Source organism: Pseudonocardia sediminis, assembly GCF_004217185.1.
Classification (GTDB): Bacteria; Actinomycetota; Actinomycetes; order Mycobacteriales; family Pseudonocardiaceae; genus Pseudonocardia; species Pseudonocardia sediminis.
Genome location: NZ_SHKL01000001.1, coordinates 1473838 through 1498869 on the forward strand (window position 1 = coordinate 1473838; position 25032 = coordinate 1498869).

24 protein-coding genes are annotated in these 25032 nt (G+C 71.0%); 14 read left to right on the forward strand and 10 right to left on the reverse strand.

The window, feature by feature from the left end; genetic code table 11:
• Position 1 precedes the first annotated feature (1 nt).
• From EV383_RS07095 to EV383_RS07105, 3 genes are read left to right on the forward strand one after another with little or no spacing between them, the layout of a single operon-like run.
• The gene (locus EV383_RS07095; protein ID WP_207223454.1) at positions 2-2044 is read left to right on the forward strand and encodes a hypothetical protein; all 2043 of its coding nucleotides are present in this window, start codon (positions 2-4) and stop codon (positions 2042-2044) included.
• 39 nt (positions 2045-2083) lie between these two features.
• Positions 2084-3367 (forward strand): YeeE/YedE family protein, encoded by a 1284-nt coding sequence (locus tag EV383_RS07100; protein ID WP_130289168.1) that lies wholly within the window; start codon positions 2084-2086, stop codon positions 3365-3367.
• A gap of 32 nt (positions 3368-3399) precedes the next feature.
• Positions 3400-3654 carry a hypothetical protein gene (locus tag EV383_RS07105; RefSeq protein ID WP_130289169.1) on the forward strand — a complete coding sequence of 85 codons (255 nt, stop codon included), beginning with the start codon at positions 3400-3402 and terminating at the stop codon, positions 3652-3654.
• Between the two features lie 76 nt (positions 3655-3730).
• Here the strand turns inward: EV383_RS07105 and EV383_RS07110 are convergent, their stop codons facing one another.
• Positions 3731-4528 carry a YceI family protein gene (locus EV383_RS07110; protein WP_130289170.1) on the reverse strand — a complete coding sequence of 266 codons (798 nt, stop codon included), beginning with the start codon at positions 4526-4528 and terminating at the stop codon, positions 3731-3733.
• On the reverse strand, positions 4525-5373 hold the full coding sequence (locus EV383_RS07115; protein ID WP_130289171.1) for a carboxypeptidase-like regulatory domain-containing protein: 849 nt from the start codon (positions 5371-5373) through the stop codon (positions 4525-4527). The genes EV383_RS07110 and EV383_RS07115 overlap by 4 nt, the downstream gene beginning before the upstream one ends.
• Positions 5374-5588: 215 nt before the next feature.
• Here EV383_RS07115 and EV383_RS07120 point away from each other — a divergent pair, with 215 nt between their 5' ends.
• Genes EV383_RS07120 through EV383_RS07130 form a run of 3 tightly spaced genes read left to right on the forward strand, consistent with a single transcriptional unit; the run spans position 5589 to position 9269 of the window.
• On the forward strand, positions 5589-7070 hold the full coding sequence (locus tag EV383_RS07120) for a serine hydrolase domain-containing protein (RefSeq protein WP_130289172.1): 1482 nt from the start codon (positions 5589-5591) through the stop codon (positions 7068-7070).
• On the forward strand, positions 7067-8527 hold the full coding sequence (locus EV383_RS07125; RefSeq protein ID WP_130289173.1) for a serine hydrolase domain-containing protein: 1461 nt from the start codon (positions 7067-7069) through the stop codon (positions 8525-8527). The genes EV383_RS07120 and EV383_RS07125 overlap by 4 nt, the downstream gene beginning before the upstream one ends.
• Positions 8520-9269 (forward strand): HpcH/HpaI aldolase family protein, encoded by a 750-nt coding sequence (locus tag EV383_RS07130; RefSeq protein ID WP_130289174.1) that lies wholly within the window; start codon positions 8520-8522, stop codon positions 9267-9269. The genes EV383_RS07125 and EV383_RS07130 overlap by 8 nt, the downstream gene beginning before the upstream one ends.
• A 73-nt stretch (positions 9270-9342) precedes the next feature.
• Here the strand turns inward: EV383_RS07130 and EV383_RS07135 are convergent, their stop codons facing one another.
• On the reverse strand, positions 9343-9834 hold the full coding sequence (locus EV383_RS07135; RefSeq protein WP_130289175.1) for an SRPBCC family protein: 492 nt from the start codon (positions 9832-9834) through the stop codon (positions 9343-9345).
• Between the two features lie 111 nt (positions 9835-9945).
• Here EV383_RS07135 and EV383_RS07140 point away from each other — a divergent pair, with 111 nt between their 5' ends.
• From EV383_RS07140 to EV383_RS07160, 5 genes are all read left to right on the forward strand, one after another.
• Positions 9946-11190, forward strand: a complete 1245-nt coding sequence (locus EV383_RS07140) for a cytochrome P450 (RefSeq protein WP_207223455.1) — start codon at positions 9946-9948, stop codon at positions 11188-11190.
• Position 11191: 1 nt separating this feature from the next.
• Positions 11192-12160, forward strand: coding sequence for a zinc-binding dehydrogenase (locus EV383_RS07145; RefSeq protein ID WP_130289176.1), 969 nt, complete (start codon positions 11192-11194; stop codon positions 12158-12160).
• 130 nt (positions 12161-12290) lie between these two features.
• On the forward strand, positions 12291-13346 hold the full coding sequence (locus EV383_RS07150; protein WP_242622946.1) for a class I SAM-dependent methyltransferase: 1056 nt from the start codon (positions 12291-12293) through the stop codon (positions 13344-13346).
• Positions 13347-13439: 93 nt separating this feature from the next.
• Complete coding sequence (locus EV383_RS07155) at positions 13440-14567, forward strand: NDMA-dependent alcohol dehydrogenase (RefSeq protein WP_130289177.1); 1128 nt, start codon at positions 13440-13442, stop codon at positions 14565-14567.
• Positions 14564-16171 (forward strand): flavin-containing monooxygenase, encoded by a 1608-nt coding sequence (locus tag EV383_RS07160; protein ID WP_130289178.1) that lies wholly within the window; start codon positions 14564-14566, stop codon positions 16169-16171. Before EV383_RS07155 ends, EV383_RS07160 begins: the two co-directional genes overlap by 4 nt.
• Here EV383_RS07160 and EV383_RS07165 read toward each other — a convergent pair.
• The 3 genes from EV383_RS07165 to EV383_RS07175 form a co-directional block, all read right to left on the reverse strand.
• On the reverse strand, positions 16147-16788 hold the full coding sequence (locus EV383_RS07165) for a TetR/AcrR family transcriptional regulator (protein WP_130289179.1): 642 nt from the start codon (positions 16786-16788) through the stop codon (positions 16147-16149). The two genes, EV383_RS07160 and EV383_RS07165, sit on opposite strands and share 25 nt — an antisense overlap.
• A gap of 147 nt (positions 16789-16935) precedes the next feature.
• Complete coding sequence (locus EV383_RS07170; RefSeq protein ID WP_130289180.1) at positions 16936-17190, reverse strand: hypothetical protein; 255 nt, start codon at positions 17188-17190, stop codon at positions 16936-16938.
• Between the two features lie 359 nt (positions 17191-17549).
• Positions 17550-17948, reverse strand: coding sequence for a GNAT family N-acetyltransferase (locus tag EV383_RS07175; RefSeq protein ID WP_242622947.1), 399 nt, complete (start codon positions 17946-17948; stop codon positions 17550-17552).
• A gap of 152 nt (positions 17949-18100) precedes the next feature.
• Here EV383_RS07175 and EV383_RS07180 point away from each other — a divergent pair, with 152 nt between their 5' ends.
• A complete protein-coding gene (locus tag EV383_RS07180; protein ID WP_242622948.1) occupies positions 18101-19192 on the forward strand; it encodes an enolase C-terminal domain-like protein in 1092 nt (363 codons plus the stop codon).
• 12 nt (positions 19193-19204) lie between these two features.
• Here EV383_RS07180 and EV383_RS07185 read toward each other — a convergent pair whose 3' ends face one another.
• Positions 19205-19642, reverse strand: coding sequence for an SRPBCC family protein (locus EV383_RS07185; protein WP_130289182.1), 438 nt, complete (start codon positions 19640-19642; stop codon positions 19205-19207).
• Positions 19643-20777: 1135 nt separating this feature from the next.
• Here EV383_RS07185 and EV383_RS07190 point away from each other — a divergent pair.
• Entirely contained in the window at positions 20778-21893 is a 1116-nt protein-coding gene (locus tag EV383_RS07190) for a hypothetical protein (protein WP_130289183.1), read from the forward strand.
• Positions 21894-21998: 105 nt separating this feature from the next.
• Here EV383_RS07190 and EV383_RS07195 read toward each other — a convergent pair whose 3' ends face one another.
• On the reverse strand, positions 21999-22916 hold the full coding sequence (locus EV383_RS07195; RefSeq protein WP_130289184.1) for a hypothetical protein: 918 nt from the start codon (positions 22914-22916) through the stop codon (positions 21999-22001).
• Between the two features lie 237 nt (positions 22917-23153).
• Between EV383_RS07195 and EV383_RS07200 the strand changes: the two genes are divergently transcribed.
• Positions 23154-23717, forward strand: coding sequence for an HD domain-containing protein (locus EV383_RS07200; RefSeq protein ID WP_130289185.1), 564 nt, complete (start codon positions 23154-23156; stop codon positions 23715-23717).
• On the opposite strand, the gene EV383_RS07205 is transcribed toward EV383_RS07200, so the two are convergent.
• Positions 23705-24169, reverse strand: coding sequence for an NUDIX hydrolase (locus EV383_RS07205; RefSeq protein WP_130289186.1), 465 nt, complete (start codon positions 24167-24169; stop codon positions 23705-23707). The genes EV383_RS07200 and EV383_RS07205 overlap by 13 nt on opposite strands.
• 10 nt (positions 24170-24179) lie before the next feature.
• Complete coding sequence (locus EV383_RS07210) at positions 24180-24923, reverse strand: DUF5919 domain-containing protein (protein WP_130289187.1); 744 nt, start codon at positions 24921-24923, stop codon at positions 24180-24182.
• Between the last annotated feature and the right edge of the window lie 109 nt (positions 24924-25032).

Sequence of the window (25032 nt, forward strand, 5' to 3'; positions counted from 1 at the left end):
GGTGCGCCGCCGGGCGGCGGCCCGCTCTCTCGTGCCGGCCGGCGTGCTCCTGCTCGCCGGCCCGGTCGGGGCCGTCCCCGCCCTCGCGGCGGAGACGGTGCACTCCCCGGCGATGTCCCCCCTGACGACCTCCGGGACGGCCCTCGCGGCCGCCGCCGGGCCGTTCGACGGCGCGGGGTCGACGACGACCCTGGTGCGCGTCGTGCTCCTGGTCGCCGGTGCCGTACTCGCCGGGCTCGGACTGCTCCGGCCGTTCGTGGGTGCAGCCGGCCGCCACGAGCGCCCGACCGCGTGGGTCGGTGCCGCTCTCGTCACCCTGGCGGCGGCCACCGGTTACCTCACCGGTGACGTCGACGTCTACGGCACGCTGGCGCAGATCGCGCTGGCCGTGGCCGTCCCCCTGCTGCTTCCGACGACGTGGGTGGTGCTGCCGTCCCTCGGCGTCGCGGCCCTCGTCGCGGTGCAGCTGAGCTCGGTGCACTCCGGCGTCGCGTTCGCCGTCGACGTCGTCTACGCGCTCGCCGCGTCCGTCCTCGTCGGCGGTGTGCTGCACACCGCCGCCCGCGACACCGCCACGCTGCGCCGCGTCACGATCGGAGCCGGTGTGCTCGCCGTCGTCGCGGCGGTCGTGCAGATCGTGCTCTCCGGGCCGTACGCGGCCCAGGACCTCCTCGGCACCGGCTACGGCTGGGCGGCGCTGGCCGCGGTCGTCGCGCCGCTGCTCGTCGTCGCGGTGCTCGTCGCGTCCGAGGTGGTCCCCTCCGGAGTCTCCCGGGCCGCGGCCCTGCTGCCCGGACCCCTGCGCTCCGTCTCGCCCTCACGGGCGCTCGGAGCGGTCGCCGCGGCCGGCGTCGGTGCCGCCGCGGCCCTGGCCGCCCTCCCCGTCCCGGCCGCGGACGCCGTCCCCGGACAGGCGCTGCTGCGCGGCGTCGACCTGGGGGAGGGGCCGGTCGCGATGCTGGTCACCCCCATGCGCCCGGGACCGAACCTCGTCCAGCTCAGCGCCGCTCCGGCGGCCGGCGGGCACGGTGCCGGGCACGACATGGCGGGCCACGACACGGCGGGCCACGACATGGCGGGCCACGACATGGCGGGCCACGACATGTCGGCCATGGCGGGCCATGACATGTCAGGAGCCGCCACGGTCTCCGCCGGCGACTCCACCGTCGCGTTCGAGTCCCGCCGCGGCGCGCCCGGGGAGTGGGCCGTGGTGAACATCCCCGCCGGGACCGACTCGCTGACGATCTCGGCGGACGGCACCGAACGCACCGTCCCGATCGACGTCGGGACCGACGCCGCCGCGGCGCCGGCCGGGGCGACCGGACCGGACGGGCCCGAGTGCGCGTCCGCGGTGCTCGGCGCGATCGTCGCCGGGGGACCGTCCGCGGGTACCGCGACGCAGTGCCCGGCCCAGTCGCTGGAGCAGGGGCAGGCCACCGCGCTGCGCGCCCTGGTCCAGGTGCTCGCCAAGCACGGCGTCCCGTCGGTGTCGCTGGTGTCGGACTCCTCGCCGCGCTCGGTCGCGGCGGCGAACCTCGTCCGCTCCGAGGGCGCGAAGGCGGGGCTGGACTTCCCGCCGAACGCGGCCACCGACCCGAACAGCGCCGTCCTGGTCGTCTCCGGCTGGCAGGGCGCGACCGCGACCCTGCACGAGGCGAAGCTGCGCTCGGCGTCGACGCCGACCTACCTCGGCGGCACGTACCTGGCCCCGTGGCTGCTCACCGGGGACGTCCTGAACGCCACCCCGAACGCGGTGCTCCCGCTGACGTTCACCCCGCAGGAGCCGCTGGCCCAGAACTACGTCGCGAGCCTGGCCCGGACCTACCCCGGTGCCGCGCCGTCGACGTCGGGCTTCCTGAGCTGGGCGGCCGTCGCCGGGCGTCCGGTCACGCAGTCGCCGACCCTGTACGGGGCGGCCCCGGTGAGCGTGCCGATGAGCGTCGAGCCGGAGGGCTCGACCGGCCACCACGGCGGCCCGAACATGGCCGCCTGGTTCCCGAACGGGACGGTCGTGCAGATCGGCCGGCCGGTGGACCCGTCATGACCCACCCGCACGCACTACCCGAACCGAGGAGGAGAAGCCATGTCCGTGGTCAGTGAACCGAAGAGCCCGCTGGTGCGGGCCCTGCGCCAGATGCCGCTCGACGAGCGCGCGTCGTTCGGCCCGCAGGACCGCGACGCCAAGCCCGTCCAGTGGCCGGTCGTCGCGATCGGCCTAGTGCTCGCCGCGCTCCTGCTGTGGGGGGTGTCCACCGTCGCGCCCGCGACGATGGTCGGCACCGCCGCGCTGGGCATCGCGCTGGGCTTCACCCTGTTCCACTCCCGGTTCGGCTTCACCTCCGGCTGGCGCCAGCTCGTGGCCGTCGGTCAGGGCGCGGCAATCCGCGCGCACATGCTGATGCTCGGCGTGGCGAGCGTGCTGTTCGCGGTGATCCTCGCCGGCGGGTTCGGCCTGGCCGGTGACCCGCGCGGCCTCACCGGCCCGGTCGGGATCAGCCTCGTCGTGGGCGCGTTCCTGTTCGGGATCGGGATGCAGGTCGGCGGCTCCTGCGCGTCCGGCACGCTGTTCGCGGTCGGGTCCGGGCAGAGCGCGATCGTGCTCACGCTGTTCGGCTTCATCGTCGGCTCGCTGCTGGCGGTCTTCACCTTCACGTTCTGGACGCAGACCGTCCCGCAGGGACCGACGATCAACCTGGCGACGCTGCTCGGCTACCCGGGCGCGGTGCTGCTGACACTGCTCGTGCTCGCCGCGATCGCGGTGACCACCTACGTCGTCGCCCGCCGTCGCAACGCGCCGCCGGTGGAGCGTCCGCCGTCGGCGAGGGGAGTGGCCCGGATCCTGCGCGGCTCCTGGCCGATGTGGGTCGGCGCGATCGTGCTGGCCGTCCTGAACGCCGCGGTGCTGTTCGTGTCCTCGCAGCCGTGGGGCGTCACGTCGGCGTTCGCGCTGTGGGGCTCGAAGATCCTCGGTGCCGTCGGCATCGACCTGTCGGGCCTGGCGTACTGGCAGGTCCCGGCGAACGCGAAGTCGCTGGCCGGGCCGGTGCTCGCCGACCGGGTCTCCAACCTCGACTTCGGGATCATGGTCGGCGCGCTGATCGCCTCCGCGGTCGGTGGCGCGTTCGTCCTGCACAAGAAGATCCCGTGGAAGCTCGCGCTCGGGTCGATCCTCGGCGGGATCGCGATGGGCTACGGCGCACGCCTCGCCGGAGGCTGCAACATCGGCGCCTACTTCTCCGGCATCGCCTCGTTCAGCCTGCACGGCTGGATCTGGGGGGTCGTCGCGCTCGGGGGCACCTGGGTCGGGCTGCGGCTGCGTCCGCTGTTCGGCCTGGCCAACCCCAAGCCGGCCGACTCCATCTGCTGAACCCCGCACCGCTCCCTGAGAAAGGAAGTCCGATGAACCGCACCACCGCACGTCTCGTGCTGACCGTCGCCGGCGCCGGCGCACTGTCCGGCCTCGCCGCCGGAGCCGCGCACGCCGACACCCCGGCGGACGAGACCGACTCCGCCCCGGCGCTCGAGCAGGAGACCTCGGGGGTCAACCAGACCTACCTGCTCAAGGACGCCCCGGGCGTCCCGATCGAGGACCCGACGTTCGGCGTGTTCGACGTCCTGGCCCCCGCCTACGGCGTGGTCGGCTCCTTCAGCTGACCCCGCTCGCGGATCGGTGCCGGCGCCGGCTCCCGGCGGCGCCGGCACCGATCCCGCCCGGGCCGTCGGCGACCGCTCAGGTCAGGACGGCCTGGATGTCGATGTCGATCCGCAGCGTCCGGCCCACGGCCAGGACGCCGGCCAGCACCGACTGGTTCCAGTCGATCGCGAAGTCGTCGCGGGAGATCTCCGTGGTCGCCGTGAACGCGGCACGGGTCCCGCCCCACAGGTCCGGCCCGGTCCCGCCGTAGGTGACCTGCAGCGCCGCCGGCCCGCTCACGCCCTTGAGCGTCAGCACCCCGTCGACCCGCCAGTGCCGCGGGTCCAGCCGCGTCAGCCCGTCGCTCTTGTAGCCGATCTCCGGGTGCGCGGCGACGTCGAGGAAGTCCGGCGCCCGCAGGTGCTCGTCGCGGGTGTCGTCGTCGGAGTCGACCGACGACGGGTCGATCGTCACCTCGACCGAGGAGTTCTCCAGCGGGTCGGCGACCACGATCTGACCGCCGAAGCGGCGCAGCCGCCCGTGGATCCGGCTCATCCCCAGGTGCAGCGCCGTGGCCTGGATGCTCGAGTGCTGCGGGTCGATCCGCCACGTACCCGGTGCCGGCAGCATCTCGCCGCCGGCCCGCGTCAGCTCCAGCACGCCCAGCCCGATCCCGGCCGGCCCGACGGCGACGCTGCGCGCGCTGGGCTCGTAGCCCGCGCCCGCCGCCACCACCGTGTGCGTGCCCGGGTCCAGGCCGTCGACGGTGAACCCGCCGTCGGCCCGGCTGGTCGCCCGGCCGCGCTGCACGCCGGTCGCGTCCACCACGGTCACCGTGCCGCCGACGATCGGCCAGCCGTCCGGGCTGCTCAACCGTCCGTAGACCTCGCTCATCGCCGTCCCGCCTCCGTGCCGGTGTGTCCAGGGGTTCCGGGTTCCGGGAACTCGACGTCCACCGTCGTCGTCATACCGGCGCCGACCTGCACGACCGTCACCACCGGGGCGTAGCCCGCGGTGGTCAGCGTGTAGGTGCCCGCCGGCAGGTCGCCGAACGCGAACCCGCCGTCGGGGCCGGTCACCGCGGTCGCCACCGTGCGCCCGTCGGCGTCGACGAGCGTGGCGAGCGCGCCGGCGACCCGGTCCCCGCCGGCCGCGGCCGAGGTGGTCCCGGTCAGCCCGGAGCGTCCGGGCATCGTCACGTCCCGGTCGAGGACGCCGTCGAGGTCCACCGAGGCGGCGACGGGCTGGTAGCCCTCCGCGCTGACGGTGAGCGTGTAGCGCCCGGGGGGTGCGCCGTCGAGGAGGTAGCGGCCGTCGGCGTCGGGCACCGTCGTCGCGACGACGTCGCCGCGCGCGTCGATCAGCGTGACGGTGGCCCGCGCGAGCGGCGCGCCGGTGGTGTCGGCGACCGTGCCCCGCACCCCGGAGCTGCCGGCGAGCGTCACGTCGTGGCGGACCGTGCGGTCGGCGACCGCGACCATCGCCGCGTGCGGCGCGAGCGCGCCGGACCCGGCCACGACCAGGTACGTGCCGCCGGTGCCGACACCGATCCGGTAGCCACCGCCGGCGTCGGTCGTGGTCCGGCCCTGCTGGCGCCCGGACAGGTCGGTCACGGTGACGACGGCGCCCGCCATCGGCGCGCCCTGCCCGCCCGACACGGTGCCGACCACTGCGAGCGCGGCACCGTTGCGGCCCGAGTCGTCACGGTCCGTCCCCTCGTGACCGGATCGGTCGTCCACCCTTGTCCCCCAGGTCCCCGGTCGGAGTGTTGCTGTCCCTAACGACTTTGCACCTCCGGTGACGGCGGCGGCAACGCGGCCCCCGTCGCGTGCCCCGACACGCCCCGCCGCGACCCGAAAGGGTGACGTCCGGACCGCCCCGTGATCCGGACACGTGACCGTCGTTACTCCGTTCAAGTACCTGCAGTGCGGCGGGAAGGCTGACGACGAACATGATGCGACGGCGCGTACCGGGCGGGCGTCTCGCCCGGGCCGGGGTGGTGGTGGCCCTCCTCGCGGGATCGCTGGGGGTGGCGGCGGTGTCGGCGAACGCCGCTCCGGCGGCCCCGGCGGACGGTTGCGAGATCACCCGCACCGGTGAGTACCCGCGGGCCGAGGCCGCGCAGCAGGGCCTGGACCCGGCGCGGCTGCAGGACGCGTTGAACTACGCCTCGGTGATGGGCTCGCACACGATCAAGGTGTTCCGGCACAGCTGCCTGGTCGGCGAGGGACTGCGCGACCCGCTGCTGGAGCGCGTCGTCGACGACACCTGGGGCAACACGAAGACGATCGTCTCGCTGCTCACCGGCATCGCCTCCGACCGCGGCGCGGTCGACCTCGACGCCCCGATCTCCGAGCACCTCCCGGCCGACCTCGGCGACGCCGCGCACCGCGCGGTGACCCTGCGCCAGCTGCTGCACGCGACGTCGGGTGCCGAGGTCAACCAGGTGCGCGGGCTGAACTTCGTCGCCGACGACTCGCGGATGCGCGACTGGTTCGCCCAGCCGATCACCCACGAGCCGGGCTCGTACTACTTCTACGACCAGACCGCGACGTCGGTGATCGTCTACGTGACGCAGCGGGCGATCTCCGAGCAGGCCGGGCGCGCCGTCGACTACCAGGAGTTCGCGCAGTCGGCGCTGTTCGACCGCCTCGGCGTCCCGCGGAGCGCCTACTTCTGGCAGCGCGACCGCACGGGCCTGACCAGCGGCTACTCGCAGCTGTTCCTGCGCCCGCTGGAGTTCGGACGCTTCGGCGAGCTGATCCTGCGCGACGGCGCCTTCCAGGGCGAGCAGGTCGTGTCGCAGGACTACATGCGCGAGTTCGACGACGGGACCGAGGCCAACTGCGGCTACTCGGTGCTGACGTTCGTCAACAACTGCGAGCCGGGCGAGCAGCGGGTCGGCGTCGGCGTGCCGGAGCGCGAGGTGGACGACGGCCGGGCCTGGGTGGCGAGCGCGCCCGCCGACATGATCTTCACCGACGGCGTCGGCACCCGGATCTTCGTGATCCCGAGCCTGGACATGGTGGTCACCCGCAACGGCGAGCAGGAGCTCGACCTGCTGCCGTCGGTCGCGCGCGGCGACGTGAACAACGCCGTGCCGGGACGTCCCGGCGCCGCGGGCACGCACGAGTTCTTCCGCAGGCTGATGGCCGCGGTCACCGACATGCCCGACGACGTCCGCGCGACGATCGAGAACTCCGGCCCGTACGACGGGCCGCCGCGGGTCGGCTTCGACGTCACCCAGTACACGAACCAGCCCACCGCGCCGGTGGAGACGACGTCCGGTCTCGGCCTGCCGCCGGGGGACTGCGGCCCGGCCGGCTGTGCGGGGGAGCCGAACGACGGGGTGCAGCGTCTCGTGACCGACGCCCCGCGCGTCGTGCCCGGGACCGTCGGCGCCGAGACCCGTCCCGACGGCGGGAGCGAGGGATGACCCGCACACGGGTGCGGACCGGTCTCGTCGCCGGGCTGGTCGTCACCTGCCTCGGTGTCGCCGGGGTGTCGGTGGTGCACGCCGAGACCCCCGCCGAGGCGGCCGGACACAGCTGCGCGATCGTTCCGGAGCAGGAGTACCCGGCCGCCGCGCCGGGGGAGGTCGGGTTCGACCCGGCGAAGCTGCGCGCGGCGCTGGACTACGCGGCCGTCGACGGCTCGAGCACGGTGAAGGTGTTCCGCCACGGCTGCCTGGCCGGGCAGGGCTTCCGGGACGCCGCGCTGGAACGGGTGCCCGAGCTCAACGCCGGGCAGACCAAGGCCGTCGTCGCGATGGTCGCCGGGATCGTCGCCGACCGCGGCTGGGTCGACCTGGACGCCCCGATCGACGAGTACCTGCAGCCGGACCTGGGCGACGCCGAGCACCGTTCCCGGACGCTGCGCCAGTTCCTGAACCTGACCTCCGGGGTGCAGGTCAACCACGTGCAGGGCCTGAACATGGTCGGCGACCAGTCGCGGGCGCGGGAGTACTTCTCCCAGCGCCTCGAGCACCCGGCCGGGGAGTACTACGAGTTCGACGAGACGACGCCGTCGGTCGTCGTGTACGTCCTGCAACGGATCATCGACGCCCACGAGCCGGGCCTGGACTTCCAGGACTTCACCCAGCGCGAGCTGTTCGACCCGCTGGGCATCCCGCGCAGCGCGTACTTCTGGCAGCGCGACCGCGCGGGCACCACCACCGGCTACTCGCAGCTGTGGCTCCGCGCGCTGGAGTACGGCCGCTTCGGCGAGATGCTGCGCACCGGCGGCGAGCTCGGAGGGCGCCGGATCCTGTCACAGGGCTTCGTCGACGAGATGCGTACCGGGTCGGACGCGAACTGCGGGTTCGGGCTCTCGATGTGGCTCAACAGCTGCGAGCCGGGGCAGACGCAGGTCAACACCGACTACCCGTCGCGCCGCGAGTACCCGGGTGAGGCGTGGATCCGGAGCGCGCCGTCGGACATGTACTACTCGCTCGGGCTGGGCACGAACACGTTCGTCATCCCGAGCCTGGACATGGTCGTCACCCGCAGCGGCTACCAGGAGCTCGACACCGTCCCGGGCGCGCTGCGCGGCGACCTGCACGGCGCGTTCCCGGGCAACGCGGGCGGCCCGGGGGAGCACGAGTTCTTCCGCCTGCTGATGGACGCCGTCACCGACATGCCCGGCGACGTCCGGTCCACGATCCAGAACTCCGGGCCCTACGACCGGCCGGCCGACCTGGCCGTCGACGTGGACCCGTTCGTGAACCCGCCGGGCGCGGGCCTCGGCTCGGCCACCGGTCTCGGCCCGCAGGGCGGCGAGGGCTGCACGCCGCTGGGCTGCGAGGACGAGCCGAACGACGGGCTCGGGTGGGTCGGGCAGGTGCCCCGGGTGGTGCCGGGCGTGGCCGGCGCGGAGACTCGCCCGGGTGGTTGATCGTCTGCGCGCGGCGCTGGACCGGGGCGACCCGGCGATCGGGACCTGGTGCACGCTGCCCGGCACCTGGAGCGCCGAGGTGCTCGGTGCGGCCGGCTTCGACTGGGTCGTGGCCGACCTGCAGCACGGCGCCCCGACCTGGGAGACGCTGCTGCCGGTCCTGCAGGCCGTCGAGCTGGGCGGGGCGGCGCCGGTCGTGCGCGTCGGGTGGAACGACCCGGCGTCGATCATGCGCGCGCTCGACCTCGGCGCGGCCGGGGTGATCGTCCCGATGGTCGACGACGCCGACGCGGCCGTTCGCGCCGCGCGGGCGTGCCGCTACCCGCCGGACGGGGACCGCTCGTTCGGCCCGCTGCGGCGCCGGTTCCCCGACGTCGCGTCGGCGAACTCCGGGGTGCTCTGCCTGCCGATGATCGAGACGGCGGCCGGACTGGCGAACGCCGAGCAGATCGCCGGCGCCCCCGGCGTCGACGGCGTGTTCCTCGGCCCGGTCGACCTCGCGCTCGGCCTCGGGCTGGGCCTGGACCCGTCGATGCGCCACCCCGACGTCCTCGCCGCCGTCGACCGCTGCGTCGCCGCCACGCGCGCGCACGGGCGCGTCGTCGCCACGACGGCGTCGAGCACCGGGCACGCCCGCGACCTGATCGCCCGCGGCGTCGCCATGGTCACCGTCGGCAGCGACCGGAACTTCGTCGCCGCCGGCGCGGCCAGGGAGCTCGCGGCCCTGCAGAACGACCGGTGATCGGCGGATCGGTCCCGATGGTGGCCACGGATGGCCTCGATCGGTACCGGACCGCCGATCATGTGCGGCGTCCTCAGCCCTCCGCCGCGGCCTTCTCCAGCTCGCGGGCGACGGCGTCGTGGTAGCCCTCGATGTTCGCGGCCTGGCAGCGCGCGATCAGCAGCGGCTCGGGGATCCGGGTCCCGCGCGGGACCTCGCAGTGCAGCGAGCGGTGGAACAGCGTCCCGCCGCCGGGCTGCGGGGTGAGGGTGTAGGAGATCGTGGTGATCCCGTCCAGGCCGCCGGTGCCGTCGGGCTGCTCGGCGATGCCGTTGACCTGCTGGAACACGAACTTCGACGGCCGCACCGCGGTGATCAACGTCCACGTCGAGCGGCACTCGAAGTCGCCGACCCGGATCTGCTCGGTCCAGGAGTCGCCGATCGAGAGCGGCAGCGTCATCCCGCTCGCCATCCCGGCACTGCCCTTGAACGTCTTGGGCCAGTTGTGCGGGTCGGAGACGAAGTCGTAGATCTCCTCCGGGGACTGGGTGAACACGGTCTCCGCGCTGGCGCCGAACTGGCCCATCGAGCACTCCTTCGTGATCTCTGCGTACCTGCGCGATGCTAACGTCCGGAACGGGTGACCGACCTGGGGCCGCACACCGGGAACGAGGCGCGACGGCGCGCGGAGGCGATCTTGACGACATCGTTGGTGGAGTCCTACGACCCCTTCTCGCCCGCGGTGATGGCGAACCCGCTGCCGTTCTACAAGGCGCTGCGCGACCACGACCCGGTGCACTACCTCCCCGAGTACGACACGTTCGCGGTCTCCCGGTTCGACGACGTCTGGAACACCCTCGGCGACGTCTCCGGCGCGTTCCTGTCCAGCGAGTCGAGCCTGCCGCTGCCCTCGACCCTGCGCACCCACAACGACGGCCCGGTGCCGGACCCGCCGACCGAGCCGATGGGCAGCTCGAACATGTTCGGCTCCCCGGTCTACGAGCGGTTCCGGCACGCCACCGGCCGACCGCTGCGCCCGGGCGGCGTGGGCCGGCTGACCGGGTGGATCCACGACCGCGCCCGGACCCGCCTGCGTGAGCTGCTCGACCGCGGCGAGCCGTTCGACCTGGCCCAGGACTACGGCGGGCACGTCGCCGCGGGGGCGGTCTGCCGCCTGATGGGCCTGCCGACCGAGCTGGCCGCCGACGTCCTCAACGTCGTCAACTCCTCGACCGGCACGCACCTGACCGAGGGCGGCCTGGACAAGGTGACGCTGTTCCGCCGGTCGATGGAGATCCTCTCCCCGCAGGTGGCGAAGGCCCGGGCGGACGCCGACGCGCGCAGCCCGATGGTCGGCGGCCTGCTGGACATGGACTTCGCCGGGCGCGAGCTGACCGACGACGAGATCGCCGTCAACCTGGTGTGCGTGTTCGTCGGCGGCACCGAGACCGTGCCGAAGGTCGCCGCGCACGGGCTGTGGGAGCTGGCGAAGGACCCGGCGCAGCTGGCCGCGGTCCGCGCCGACCTCGCCGCGAACGCGGTGACGGCCCGCGACGAGGCCATCCGCTACTGCGCGCCGGCCCAGTGGTTCCTGCGCACCGCCCGCGAGCCCGCCGAGATCGCCGGGACCCCGGTCCGCCCCGGGCAGCGCGTGATGGCGCTGGTCGCCTCCGCCGCCCGCGACGAGCGCGAGTTCGACGCCCCCGACGAGTTCCGCTGGGACCGCACGATCGCGCGCAGCCTGTCGTTCGGCCGCGGGCAGCACTTCTGCATCGGCGTGCACCTGGCGAAGCTGGAGGTGGCGGTGCTGATCGAGGAGTTCCTCGCCGGGGTGTCGGACTACGAGATCGACGCCGACGCCGCCGTCCGGCACCCGTCGAGCTTCCAGTGGGGATGGAACGTCGTCCCGGTCCGCGCGAGCGCGGCCCGAGCCGGGGCCTGACGTGTGGGCCCAGCGTCTCGTCGCGCCGCAGCGCTTCGCCGCCTGCGAGACCCCGGCACCGTCCGCGGATGCGCTGGCTCCCGGGCAGGTGCTCCTCGACGTGGCGGCCGGGGGAGTGTGCGGCAGCGACCTGCCGTTCTTCCGCGGCGCGGCCGCACCGGACACCGCCGGAGCACGCGCCGGTTTCGGTGACCCCGGTTTCCCGATGCACGAGGTCGCGGGCCGGGTGCTCGCCTCGCGGCACCCGGAGATCGCGGTCGGCGACGACGTCGTCGGCTGGGCGTCGGGGTTCGACGGCATCGCCGAGCTGGCCGTCTGCGCCGGGGACGGGCTGCACCGCCACCGCGCCGACGTCGCCCCGGAGACCGCGGTGCTGCTGCAGCCGCTGGCGTGCGTGCTCTACGCGGTCGAGCAGGTCCGCCCGCTCGCCGGTCTCTCGGTGGCGGTGATCGGGCAGGGGCCGATCGGGCTGCTGTTCAGCCACGTCGCGAAGGCCGCCGGGGCGGCCCGCGTCGTCGGTGTCGACCGGGTGGACCGCTCCGACCTGGGTCCCGCGTTCGGGGTCGACGAGGTCGTGCACGCCTCGTCGGACGCGTGGGCGCTCGACCTGCCGGCCGGCGAGCGTCCGGAGGTGGTGTTCGAGGCGATCGGGCACCAGAGCGCGACGCTGAACCACGCCGTCGACGCCGTCGGGTTCGGCGGGGAGATCTTCTACTTTGGCGTCGCCGACGAGACGAGCTACCCGTTCGCGATGCGCTCGTTCCTGCGCAAGAACCTCACCCTGCGCTCCGGGGTCACGCTGGAACGGCGCCGCGTCCTCGCCGCCGCCGACGAGTACCTGGTGCGGCACCCGTCGCTGGCGCGGGACTACGTCACCCACGTCGTCCCCGCCGACGACGCCCAGAAGGCGTTCGACCTCGCGGTCGCCCCGGCCGGCGGCCAGGCCAAGATCGTGCTGTCGATGCGCTGAGGCGGCGCGTACGTAGTTCCCGTCCTTGGCGCGCGCCGCGCCGGTGGCTCTACTGGCCCCGAGCGGGCGGCGAGCCGCCACCCGCTCCGGTCGGCCCGGCGCGCCGGGCCCGGAGACTGCGGGAGCGGACATGGCAGTGGACCAGGACAAGGTGATGGAGCTCCTGCACCGGTTCGTCGGTGACCTCGGGGCGACGGTGTCGGCCGGCGGGATCGTCACCGGGCACCGGCTGGGGCTGTTCCGGGCGCTGGCCGAGGGCCCGGCCACGCCGGAGGAGCTGGCCGGGCGGACCTCGACCGACGCCCGCTACATCACCGAGTGGCTGCGCAGCCAGGCCGCCGGCGGCTACGTCACCCACGACGCCGCGACGGAGTCGTACTCGCTGACCGAGGAGCAGGCCTTCGCGCTCGCCGACCCCGACGGCCCGCTCTACCTGCCGGGCGCGTTCGTGCTGGCCCTGGGCACGCTGCGCGCGGAGCCGCGGATCACCGAGGCGTTCCGCACCGGCGCCGGGATGGGCTGGCACGAGCAGCACGCCGACGTGTTCGACGGCTGCGACATGTTCTTCCGCCCCGGCTACCTGGCCAACCTCGTCCCGGCCTGGATCCCGGCGCTGGACGGCGTCGAGGCGAAGCTGACCGGGGGCGGACGGGTGGCCGACGTCGGGTGCGGGCACGGGGCGTCGACGACGCTTCTCGCCGGGGCGTTCCCGCGCACCCGGGTGTCCGGCTCGGACTACCACTCGGCCTCGATCGACCGGGCCCGCAAGCGCACCGCCGAGGCCGGGCTCTCCGACCGCACGTCGTTCGAGGTGGCCACCGCGGCCACGTTCGGCGGATCCGGCTACGACCTGGTGACCACGTTCGACTCCCTGCACGACATGGGCGACCCGCTCGCCGCGGCCCGCCACATCCGGGAGGCGGTCGCCGACGACGGCACCTGGCTGATCGTCGAGCCGATCGCCGGGGACACGGTCGCCGAGAACCTCAACCCGGTCGGCCGGGTGTACTACTCGTTCTCCAGCTACCTGTGCGTACCCAACGCCAAGTCGCAGGGCGGGACACACACCCTCGGCGCGCAGGCCGGCGAGGCCGCGATCCGCGAGATCGCGACCGAGGCCGGGTTCGGCAGGTTCCGCCGCGCGGCCGAGACGCCGTTCAACGCCGTCTACGAGGCCCGCCCCTGAACGCCTGTTCCGACCGCCCGGCCATGATCGCTTGACGCCCCTCCCGACGAGGTGATTCGGTCAACCGTCACCTCGACGTGGAGGAAGTAGTCAATGCAGACGCGCGGCGCCGTCATCCGTCAGGCCCCCGGTACCTACGAGGTCACGGACCTGGAGGTGGACGCCCCCGAGCCGGGCGAGATCCGGGTCCGGGTGCAGGCCGCGGGCCTGTGCCACTCCGACGACCACGTCGCGACCGGTGACCTGCCGGTGGCGGTCTACCCGTTCGCCGGCGGGCACGAGGGCGCCGGGATCGTCACCGACGCGCCGCCGAACCACAAGAACATCCGCGAGGGCGACCACGTGGTGTTCTCGTTCGTCTCCTCCTGCGGGCACTGCCGCTTCTGCTCGATCGGCAAGCACAACTTCTGCGACCTCGGCGCCGGGGCGCTGCGCGGCGCGCGGATCTCCGACCCGACATCGTTCCGGCTCAAGCTCGCCGAGAACGGCGCGCCGGTCGGGCAGATGGCCGGCGTGTCGACGTTCTGCGAGGACTCGGTCGTCTCCGTCGACTCCGTGGTGAAGATCGAGAAGGACCTGCCGTTCCCGGAGATGGCGCTGCTGAGCTGCGGCGTCGGCACGGGCTGGGGCTCCGCGGTCAACGACGCCGAGGTCGCACCCGGTGACGTCGTGATCGTGATGGGCATCGGAGGCGTCGGGATCAACGCCGTGCAGGGCGCCGCGCACGCCGGGGCGACGCGGATCATCGCCTGCGACCCGGTGGCGTTCAAGCGCGAGTCGGCGATGCAGCTCGGTGCGACCCACGCCGTCGCGACGATGGCCGAGGCGGACGAGCTGGCCCGTCAGGACACCAACGGCCAGGGCGCCGACGCCACGATCGTCACCGTCGGCGTCACCGGGCCCGAGCACGTCGGCGAGGCGCTCGCGACCGTGCGCAAGGCCGGGACCTGCGTCGTCACCGGCGTCGGGAACATGACGCGGATCGGCGCGGACATCCCGCTGAGCCAGCTCACGCTCTACGGCAAGCGCCTGCAGGGCACGTTGTTCGGCTCGTCGAACCCGAACTACGACATCCAGCGCCAGATCCGGATGTTCCGCGCCGGGCAGCTCAAGCTCTCCGAGCTGATCACCACGCGGTACTCGCTCGACGAGATCGCGACGGGCTACGAGGACATGCACGCCGGGCGCAACCTGCGCGGCGTCGTGGTGCACTCCCGGTGAGCGCCGACGTGACCGAGCAGGTCGACGCCGTGATCGTCGGGGCCGGGTTCGCCGGGATGTACCAGCTGCTGCGGCTGCGCGAGGCCGGCCTGTCCACCCGCGTGTTCGACGCGGCCGGAGACGTCGGCGGCACCTGGTACTGGAACCGCTACCCCGGGGCCCGCTGCGACGTCGAGTCGATGGCCTACTCCTACTCGTTCTCCCCGGAGCTCGAGCAGGAGTGGACCTGGACCTCGCGCTACGCCGACCAGCCCGAGATCCTGTCCTACCTGAACCACGTCGCGGACCGCTTCGACCTGCGCCGCGACATCACGTTCTCGACCTCGGTGCTGTCGGCCCACTACGACGAGGCCGCCGCGCGGTGGACCGTCGTCACCGACGGCGGGGAGACCGTCTCCGCGCAGTTCCTGATCATGGCGACGGGCTGCCTGTCGATGTCCAAGGCGCCGGAGGTGCCGGGGGAGGAGCGCTTCGGCGGGGTCGTCGCGCACACCGGGCACTGGCCGCACGAGGGTGTCGACGTCGCGGGCAAGAGGGTCGCGGTGATCGGCACCGGCTCGTCGGGCATCCAGTCGATCCCGATCCTCGCCGCGTCCGCGGCCGAGGTGACGGTGTTCCAGCGGACCCCCAACTTCTCCATGCCCGCCCGCAACCGCCCGCTCGACGACGGCGAGATCGCGGAGCGCAAGGCGGCCTACCCGGAGTACCGCGCCGCGGCCCGCGCGTCCGGCTTCGGCATCCCCACGGTGCCGGCGACGCAGTCGGCGTTCGACGTCGACGACGCCGAGCGTGCCGCCCGCTACCAGGCGGCGTGGGAGAAGGGCGTCCTCGTCGCCGTCGGCGGGGCGTTCACCGACGTCCGCACAGACGTCGCGGCCAACGACACCGCGGCCGAGTTCGTCCGGAGCAAGATCCGCGAGACGGTCACCGACCCGGCCACGGCCGAGACGCTGTCCCCGCGCACCTACCCGTTCGGCACGAAGCGCCCCTGCCTGGACTCCGGCTACTACGAGACGTTCAACCGCGAGAACGTGCACCTGGTCGACCTGCGCGCCACGCCGTTGCAGGAGATCACCGAGGACGGTGTCCGCACCTCCGAGGCCGACCACGGCTGCGACGTGATCGTGTTCGCGACCGGTTTCGACGCCATGACCGGCGCGCTGAACGCGATCGACATCCGCGGCCGCGACGGGCTCGCGCTGACGAACAAGTGGAGCGAGGGCCCGCGCACCTATCTCGGTCTGGCCGTCGCCGGGTTCCCGAACCTGTTCACCATCACCGGCCCGGGCAGCCCGTCGGTGCTGTCGAACATGGTCGTCTCGATCGAGCAGCACGTGGACTGGGTGACCGACGCGGTCCTGGCCGTGCGCGGCCGTGGGCTCTCCACGATCGAGGCGGAAGCCCGTGCCGAGGGCGAGTGGGTCGCCCACGTCGAGGCCGTCGGGAACATGACGCTCTTCCCGCAGGCCGACTCCTGGTACATGGGGGCGAACGTGCCCGGCAAACCGCGGGTGTTCATGGCCTACGTCGGCGGTGTGGGGCCATACCGGCAGCGGTGCGACGACGTCGCGGCGAAGGACTACGAGGGGTTCGCGCTGGCCTGAGCGTCCCCGGCGTCGGGCACCCGTCCGAAGACCTCCATGGCCCGGCGGAACAGGTCGTCCGGGACGGCCTCCGGGCACAGCCTGCGCTGCCGGATCAGGCCGTGGAACAGCGCGTTCAGGACGGTGGCCTGCTCGGAGTCGGTGAAGCGGCCGTCGCTCGGTTCCGAGGCGAGCAGCCGCGCGATCCCGTCCCGGATGCGGCGGTCGTCGTCGGCGAGGTGCTTCGCCAGCGGGTCGTCGTTGCGGATGGCGTAGAGCCAGGTCTCGGCCTCGAGCAGGGCCTGGATCCGGTCGTCGGCCATCTCGCCGAGCTGGGCGACCAGATGCGGCATGGCCTCGGTGGTCCCGCCGGCCAACGACTTCTCCGCGCGGGCCAGCCCGTCGGCCGTGGTGCGGTCGATCAGCGCCGCGAACAGCGCCTGCTTGCCCCCGAAGTGGGCGTAGACCGAGCCGATCGCGACACCGGCCTCGCGGGCGATCTCCTCCACCGAGGCGCTGCCGTAGCCGCGCTCGGCGAACACGGTCCGGGCCGCGGACAGCACGGCCTCACGGGTACGGGCCTTGCCCTCCGCGCGGCGCCCGCCACGGGGGCGCGTCGTGTCGTCGCCATCGGTCACCGCAACATTTTCGCGTCCGGGCGTAGCGGGCGCGAGGCGGGGCGGGCCCGGGGGCCGGAACGTCCCTGCCACCGCTCCGGCCCCCGGGTCCCGGCGGCACCGCGGGCTCCCCAGCTCACGGTGCCGCCGTCGATCCGGGCGGGGCGACTACAGGCCGAGGACACCGTCGACGGTGTCGGCGACGCCGCCGAGCAGGCCGCCGACGCCGTCCACGAGGCCGCCGACGAGGCCGGGCTTCTCCTCGGTCTGCTCGGCCGGGTAGTGGTGCTCGTGCACGTGCTGGACCGTCTCCGAGTCCGAACCGTGGTCGTAGTAGTCCCCGGCGCTGGCGACGCCGGCGACCCCGGCCATCGTGACCCCGGCGGTCAGGGCGATGGCGGCCACGCGGTGCGAACGCTTCATGGTGGTTCCTCTTCTCGAACTGTGCTTCTGCGGACGAGCACCGTCGCCGGTGCGAGGACAAGTCGTACGGATCACGATCACTGGAATCAAGCCTCAATGAAAGTTCGTTCCAGTTTTCGCGACGACCGGTGCGGGGGACGCGATCGGTGGTCGAGCGTCCGTGCGGCGTCCTGTTCGGACCGGGGTCGGGCATGCGGCCGTCCGGGCGTCCGCTAGCGGCCGGGACCGGGCCTCCACCTCCGGATCGTCACCGGACGCGATCAGCCGCGGCCGCCGTGCACTCCGACGGGTGATGGCCCCGACGTGTTTGCGACGGTGTGTGGACGACCGTTCGCCGCCGTGGCGGTGCGTTCGTCGAGCTAGTCAGGGCCCGGACCGGCCCGGGACGGGCACTCCAGCGTGATCGAGTGCTCGACGAAGCCCCGTCGGCGGTAAAGACGCCGGGCGCCGTCGTTGGCCGCGTGGGCGGTCACCGAGAGCACGTTGGCCGGGATCGACGCGGCCCAGGACGTGAACGCGTCGTACATGCTCTCGAGGTCGGCGACGACGAGACCGGGACGCAACGGGTTCGCCGGCGCCCGCCGCGCGAGAAGGTACCCGCGCACCGACCCGTCGTCGGCGACGACGACCAGCGCGTCGCTGCTCCGGAGGGCATCGGTGACGTGCGGTCCCCCGGCCACGGCGGGCCACCCGACGTCGGCGTGCGGATCACGTCGCCCCGAGTCCTCCGCGAACAGACGGGCCATCAGACCGGTCACGGACGTGACGTGGCGTGCGTCGCGGTACGGATGTCCATCGACCGACGGTAGGACGCCGGACCCGGTCGAAAAAACAGCCCGATCCGACCGGCACCGTGGTGACGTCCGCGATGCCCTGGTCCGCGGGCGCCGAGCCGGTAGCGTCCGGGGCCGTGAGCACAGCCACCGAGCAGCCCACCGTGCGAGCCGTGTCCGTGCGTCCGGTCCTCGCCCCGCTCGACCCGCCGTTGCAGACCGCCGCCGGGGAGGTGCCGGTGGCGCCCCTGGTCCTCGTCGACGTCACCACCTCCGACGGCGTCACCGGGAGTGCCTACCTCTTCTGCTACACCGAGCTGGTCCTCGGTGCCCTGACGAGCCTGGTCCGGGAGATGGGGGAGGCCGTCGCCGGGACGGCGGCCGCGCCGCGCGCCGTCGAGGCGGACCTGCGGGGCCGGATGCGGCTGCTGCGCCCGCAGGGCCTGGTGACGATGGCGATCTCCGGGATCGACATGGCCTGCTGGGATGCGCTCGCCCGCCGGGCGGAGCTGCCCCTGGTGCGGCTGCTCGGCGGCGCACCGCGTCCGGTGAGGGCGTACGGCAGCCTGCGGTCGATGGCGCCGGAGGCGGTCCACGACGAGGCCCGGCAGCTCACGGCACTGGGGTTCGACGCGTACAAGGTCAAGGTCGGGTCCGCCGGCCTGGCCCGCGACCGCGAGGTGATCCACGCGCTGCGCGACGCCGTCGGTCCCGGCTGCGACCTCGCCGTCGACTACAACCAGACACTCCCGGTCCCGGAGGCGATGCGGCGCATCCACGCCCTCGCCGACGAGAACCTGCTCTGGGTCGAGGAACCGACCCGTGCCGACGACGCCGCCGGGCACGCACGCATCCGGGCTTCGGTGTCGACGCCGATCCAGCTGGGCGAGAGCTGGTGGGGCGTCGACGAGATGACCGCGAGCATCCGCGCGGGAGCGGGCGACCACGCCATGCTCGACGTGGCCCGCATCGGTGGCGTGACCGGCTGGCTGCAGGCCGCACCGGTGGCCCACGCCGCGGGCCTGCCGCTGTCGAGCCACTTCTGGCCGGAGGTCAGTGCGGCGCTCCTCGCCGTGTCGCCGGGCGCGTTCCTGCTGGAGTACATCGACGTCGCGGCCGGGCTGCGGCGTGAGCCGGTGACGGTGGTCGACGGCGCGGTGGTCCTGTCCGAGGAACCGGGCAGCGGCGTCGTCTGGGACGACGACGCCGTCGACCGTCACCGGGTCTGATCGCCCGGGGGATCAGACCTGCCTCTCCAGCGCGGCGGTCATCTGCCCGATCAGCTCGTCGCCGATCCGTTCGAACTCCCGCCTCAGGAGAGGCGAGGCCAGCCGGGCCAGCCGGTGGAGGTGCACGACCGAGTCGTAGTGGATCGAGGTCCCGCCGCCGTCGCGCGGGGTGCACGTGATGGTGTCGGTCGAGGTGGCTCCCCGGTTCCGTCCGGAGAAGACGAGCCGGTCGTCATCGAGGTGCTCGAGCCGGAAGTCGACGATCACCGTCCGGTGCAGCAGGCGTAGGGCGTTGCGCCACTCGGTCCCCAGCCCGACCGGCCCGTCGCTGATCTTCGTGCAGGTGACCGTGCCCGGGTCCCACTCCCGCGAGTTGCCCCAGTCGGTCAGGTAGCCCACCACCGTGGGGAGCTGGGTGGCGACGGCGAAGCTGCGCTCCACGGCGATCATGTGATGATCTTGCCCGGTGTCTGCGGTCTCGGGGCCGACGCGCCGACGTCGGGCCCCTCCCGCATCACTCCGCCCGGGTCGAGGCGCGGGATGAACGTGGGGTCGATCTTGATGCCGGATCAGCCGCGATGCGCTGACCTGCTGACTGTGTGCCCTCGGCAGGATTCGAACCTGCGACCACAGGATTCCGAGATCGCTGTCTCGGACGGTGCGGGGGAGTGCCGGATGATGCCGTTGACCTGCGGGAACGTTTCCGGACGTCCGTGGCCGATAGCCGTCGCTGCGGGTGGTTCCGGGTAGGTAAACGTGGGGTTCGATCTTCGGCGACCATCGGAGGGGTTGGGCCCACACCCCTCCGGCTCCCTCGTCCTGACCCCGCACCTCGTCGTGGTGGTGGTGTCCAGGGTGGCCGTCAGGCCATCGCGCAGCGACGCGTAGCGCCCTGGACGCCGGCGCCGCGGCGTGGACGCTGAAGGAGACGGGGATCCCGACCACCTACATCGTGTTCTGGCTCGGGGCCGGGTGGTGTCGAGGTTCGCTTCTTGCGATGCTGTGTTGCATCAAGCTGCTTCGTCCGTCTGCGGTAGCCTGCGCAACTCAATCGGAGGATGGACGCGACAGTGCTCCCGGATGGACAAGACGAGCAAGCGACTGCTCGGGCTGCTCAGGTGCGCCCCGCGGAAGGCCAGGTACATGCCTCGGGTGACTCGTCCGCGGAGTCGTCCAGCTTGGACGCGAGGAAGCTGCACGTCTCTGTCGACTTGCCGGGGCAGCCAGCTGGAGCGGCTGCGGAGCGTTTTCGGAGCTACGTGGAGCGCTTCGCGGTCGACCTCGCCAAAGAGACGTCTCGACTCGAACTTGATGCCCGTGCGGACGGGGAGGGCGAACCGGTAGTCACGCCGAGCATGGTGACCAGGGCAAACGACGCTGTTCGCAACCCGCGCCCGGAGGCAGCCGGACCGCTCTGGGCTTTGATCGTTGCTCAGGTCGCAGTCCTGCCGACGAGCATCACTGCCGGAGTCTTCGGAAGTTACCTAAACTCGGGGTGGCAGTGGACGGGCCTGCTTGGGGCTAGTGCGCTTGCGGTCGTTTGTCAGATCTACGCAGTTGTCGCAGTAATAGGGAGGTTGAGGAAGTGACACAAGGGCCCCCCTCCACTGACGGCGTCGAGGACAACGCGAATCTTACGCCGGCAGCGCGTGAGCTACTGGAAGAGTACGTAACCCAGTATCGGTCGAACTTAATTCTTCAGGCTGTGCGTGATGGTCGTGGGCGAGAGTCGGAAATCCGACTTGGAGATGTGAAGCGGGCAGCGGCTTCCGGTCGCAATTCTCCGCTATGGAGACGATATTGGGCCGGCCTAGTCGTCATTGTTAGCGTTCTCGCAGGGGCTTTGGTTAGTGTATCCGCCGAATTCCTGTTCGGTGCGATCGGAGGACGTACAGTTTCCATTGCCGCGATTTTAGTTGGTGTTGCTTCTTCTTTGATAGTCTCGGTGGGTGTGTTGACTGCAAATCTGACAGTTGCACGCGCATACGACGACTTTCGGGGACGTACCGAAGAGTTCTTGCGGGAAGTTGCCGAGCTCGAGCTCCTTGCTCGCTCAGCGGCTGAGCTCGTTGCTGGTCGAAGAGATGAAAGCATCGTGACAGTGCTCGAAGAACTTGAGCGAAGCCGAGTATTTAATGAACTTGATTCGCTGAATTTTAGTCGAATAATGAAATTGCGAAACTCTCTGGTTCATGAGCGTGTTCGTCGTCTCGAGTCGACCGAACAGCGTGAAGCGAATCGTCGAATCCAGCGCCTGCGAGACAAGCTGCAGATAGCTGCAGCGCGACCAAAATCGTTAGCTCGCAGGTCCACGCTCGCTCGTGTGGCCGACGAATACGAGGCCAATGTTCGGGCAGCGCTTAAGCGCGTCCTTCCCAATGCTCAGGTCGCAAGTCTCCAGGAAGATCAGGGTATCGATTTTCTCATTGATCTCCCCGAAGGTAGTGTCGGTGTTGTTGTCAAGTACACGTCTCGACCCATGAGCCGGGCCCGGCTCTTGGATCTAGGTCGTCGTGCAGCTAAGAGCCGCTCCTTGCGGATTTTATTGGTATCCAATAGCGCACCTTCGCTGCATCTTCAGGACGCGCTACGAGATAGCAGTGATAGCGATATAGTTCCGGTGAGTTGGGCAGACGAGTCAGACGACGACGCGCTGGCCAGCGCAGTCCAGAAGCTCCTGGCAGATCACCTTGCAAGATGAAGCTTGCACTATGTTTCCACATCGCTGGATGGGTGATCATCTAACTTAATCCCGCGGGCCTACGGCACCCCAACATACGTCGGTCGTCGATTCTCGGCCTGATATTTACGATCGAGCTGAATTTAAATCAGCAGTTATCTCGGTAAGGGCAGTTCGTGCCCTTTGGATGACGTCAAAATCAACAGCGGTTCGATCTTCGATTCGATCTTCGCCGGTGAGCTTAGTCGAGTCTTCCTTTGCAAGTTGCCAGTACTCAATATAGGTTGGGACTTTGTGAAAGGCGACATCAATCAGTTCGCGCAGGGGTGAGTACGTCTTTGTGAGGTATGTTCTCGCTGTCGCAAGCTTGGGGATCTCAACGTCCGCGTCGTTTGCACGCGGCCGAATCGACTCTTCTAGTATCCGCCACGATGTGGACGCACTCAGCCAGGATGCAGAGTCAGTTTCTTGCGAGGGGAGTGAGTTTGCAAGTCTTGTCTGCTCTTCACTAAGAGCCTTTAATGCCTTTTCTGTCCGCCCCTTAAACTCGAATGAGGCGGCGGCCATCAGAAGAGGCGTCCGAGCTTGACGATCCCCACCAAAGGGATCTGCTTCGATCTCTTTCAGGAGCTTCAGTCTCTCTCGCAGAAGGTCATATCTAGCTGTCTCGATCTCCTCATGCGCTTTCAAAATTCCACTGAGTGCGTTTGTCAACTTCGGATCATTTACGGTCGTTGCTTGGCGACTAAAGATATCTTGGAGTAGGCCGATTTCTCGGTCTATCGATTGCCCTAGTTGCTGTCGCTCTGTTATTGCCGCCTGGCGTCTATAAATCCGGGAAAGAACTACTATCGCGAACGGAATGCCGAAACATGCCGTAGCAACTCCACTGGCAACATTAGTTAGAAATGGATGCCGGATCCAGAAGTCCGTTGACTCTAGGAGGACTCCAACGCTTAGGATAGAGGCGCCGAGCATCAAGAGCGCTAAGCACAGGACGACATTGACGGGATCGAAAGTGCGCCCACGGGGAGTCAACTTCATCTCGCGAAGTGAACCACAAGGGCCGGTTGAGATGCTTGGTGCTTAGTGGTGTCAGGCTGGTCTGGCGGGCGTGCGCGCGCCGGTCGTCGGGCCGAAGGTGTAGGCGTACCGGCTGCGACGCCGCCCGTCCGGCCCGTCAGGGCCGGCTTGAAGACGTAAAGAAAGTCCTCACCGGGCAGAACGGGTCCGGCAGGTCGGCAGGCGGCGCGCAACGTGGTCGGTTCTAAGGTTGGTGATGTGGCGGAAGTGGATCAGGCTGCCTACGCGCTGGCGGAGGGCTTGCTGGCTCAGCAGTTGCCGGATCGCTGGCTCCATGTCCAGGCGGTCGCGTCGCAGGCACGGATGATCGGCGCCGCGTTGGAGTGCGTCGATGCGGCTCGTCTGGTCCAGGCCGCGACGCTCCACGACATCGGGTACTCACCGGAGCTGGCCGACACTGGTTTCCACCCGCTCGACGGTGCTCGGTTCCTTGCCGCTCGGGACTTCGATCCGACGGTGGTCGCACTGGTGGCGCACCACTCCAGCGCCGTCACCGAGGCCCGGCTACGCGGGGTCGAGGGCCTGGACTCGTTCACCGACGACGTGACCGCCACCCGGGATGCGCTCTGGTACTGCGACGCCACGACCGGCCCACGGGGTGAGCGCTTCAGTCCGGAGGACCGCTGGGCGGAGGTTCGCGAGCGCTACGGGCCGGGGCATGTGGTGACGCAGTTCCTCGACGAGGCGGGTCCGGCGCTGCGGGCTGCTGTCGCCCGCACCGAGGAGCGGATGCTCGCGGCGAACGGCGCTCAGTCGACGTGAGGCCCGTTGTGGTCCACGGCGTGCCGGATTCGGCGAAGTGTCGACTCCGCGGCGTCGAGTTGGTCTAGCTCGTCCGTCGGCACCCACCGGACCTGGTGGCTTTCGTCGCTCGGCGTAGGTACTCCGCCGGTTGGTCTCGCGCTGAGGCACAGAGCGAACTCCTGGCGGACCTCTCCGTCGTCGTAGGCGATGACGTGGCGCGGGTCGGAGTAGATCCCCACGACGCCGGTCACCTCGACGTCGATGCCGGTCTCTTCGCGGGTTTCGCGGATGGCGGCTTCTCGAACGGACTCGCCGAGCTCCTGGCCGCCGCCGGGCAGTGCCCATCGGCCGTTGTCGGTGCGTTGGATCATCAGGACCCGGCCGTCGTCTACGGCCACGACGACGACGGCCACGACGAGGCTGTTGGCCTTCGGTGCGGTGGGGTCGTCGTAGTAGTCGGTCCTGGTCACGCAGCCAGGATTACCACCTAGGCGCCTTCGCTGTCTCCCACACGGCGTCAAAGCTGCGGGAGTAGGTCTCGAACAGTGATCCCGCCGACAGCCGGCGAAGGTGAAGCGCGGGGGCGTGCGGGGCTGTGAGCCCGTAGACGTGCGGATTGACGATCATCTCGTCGTCGTAGCGGTAGATCGAGTTGTAGAGGGTTGTGCCGTGGCAGCGGATCTCTACGCCAGGCTCGTCGGCGATCCGCCCGAAATAGGCCAGGGCGTTGCGGATCTTGGCCGCAATCGCGTTCTTCCCGATGCCTTCGTCGGCGCTGCGCCGGGCGATCTCTCGGCTGACGGGGTCGCCGAACAGGAGCCGGATGCGCCCGCCTGCGGCTCCCTTCGCGGTGAGCGCGGGGAGTAGGTCGGGGTTCTCGGTCATGAACATGCCGACGTAGACCAGGATGTCCACGCGGCCGGTGGCCTGGTCGAGCAGTCGATCCCAGAGGTCGCGCGGGATGGCGTTGCGGCTGGGGAAGACCTGCACGACCTCGGAACCGGAGACCTCCGTGGCCTTCTCGTCGCTGACTGCGGTGGGCCAGAGGTAGGACTCGGATTCGCGCAGCAGCGCGGCGATGGCGTGCCGGTTCTTCGGGTATGGGACCCGGTCCTGGGTGATCCACCGTTCGATCGACTTCGGGTCCAGGCCGATCTTCTGGGCGACGTCGTCGACGCTGAGTCCGCTGCGGTTGATCGCATCGCGTAGCCGGTCGTTCGCCATCCGAACCCCCTGGGGACGTCTAGGACGTCCAATCTTGACAGAGACGTCCCTAGAAATCCATCAGTGTGGTGTGGGCGTCCCTCTTAAATGCGGATTCTCGGTATCGCCC